At 24.8% G+C, this 1,297-nt stretch carries 1 pseudogene; it reads right to left on the bottom strand.

The window, feature by feature from the left end:
- Nucleotides 1–1,297 (bottom strand): annotated as a pseudogene (locus tag D9R21_RS07665) (hypothetical protein); the annotation flags it as partial.

Here is a 1,297-nt window from a genome sequence, read left to right as displayed (position 1 = left end):
CATATTTAAATTTAATAATTTTTCAATCATCAGTTCCATTACCATGCCATATCACAAAATATCATTTATTATCTACTTCATTAAACGGTTTTTCTTGTGCTTTAACTTCTTTTCAATAATTTTTAGATGGAGTAGGTCCACCAAAAAAATTAAAATATGATGAATTTAATAGTACTTTACAATCTTTAAATTCTCAATAACCATCTTCTATTTTATTAGGAGTTGAAATTAATTCAAAATAATAAGGAGCAAATAATTTAACATCATCATTATAACCTTTATTAATTGCGTATTTACTATATGTATAGTTTGATAACATGTAAATAATTTGTTTAAATCTTTTTACGGCATTATCATTTAAAAATTTATAATTATCTAATTTTCAGTTTTCAAATAAACCATCAATTACATCTTCGGGTTTTTGCCCTTCGAATTTTTGGCGTAATTCAGCGGCTTTATTAGAGGGGTTACCTTTTTCATCATATTTTGCACCCTGAAATTTTCTATCATAATTATAACGATATGTTAGATAATTTAATAAAACAATATTTAATTCTTTAACATCTAATAAACCTAATATATCTTTACCTTGAATATAGTTTTTTGCAATGCTTCACGGTAAAAAACTTTCAGTAAATCAATATTGAAATATTCGTAGATTAGGATTTGTTTCAATCGGCATTGATAATAATGGTACTAGACTAGCGTTTTCAACTATTGATGATGGATAAGAATAAACACCATTCACATTTCCTCAACATTTAATATTTCCAAATAACATTGATTTAGGGTATTTAATTTCAACCCCAGTAAATACTGTGTCTTCGGGTAATGATTTTTGTAAAACTAAATGAATATTATTTTGGTTTTTTCATTTAAAGTCAGTTATTTTAACTAAATGAGTGGATTTAATAATGTCAACACCATCAGGTGAATAAGGGCGTTTGTATTCTTCGATTATATAGCATTCATTTTTATTGTCTTCACTAATTGGTTCATTGATAGAAACTATTTTTAAATCATAAGATTCTATAAATTCTTTGTCTAGCTTTGTAACATCATTAATTAAAATATCTTTTTCATCAATCATTACATAACTTGTACTATTATCTTGTACTGTTGTATTTTGTTGAATTTGTAATTTAAAATTAAAGTCGCTAATTTCATAACCTGTTATTTTAATATATTCATCTTTGTCAATAAAACCGATTTTAACGCTATTTTGAGAGTAGTTTAAGGTTGGTTTTTGCTTTGTCTTAACGAGATTATTAATTTTATAAATATATAAGGTTCTAGC

It is taken from the genome of Spiroplasma endosymbiont of Megaselia nigra (assembly GCF_003987485.1).
In the GTDB taxonomy this organism is placed as follows: Bacteria; Bacillota_I; Bacilli_A; order Mycoplasmatales; family Mycoplasmataceae; genus Spiroplasma.
Note: the sequence above shows the minus strand (reverse complement) of the source record. Positions and strands in the feature narration are given on the sequence as shown.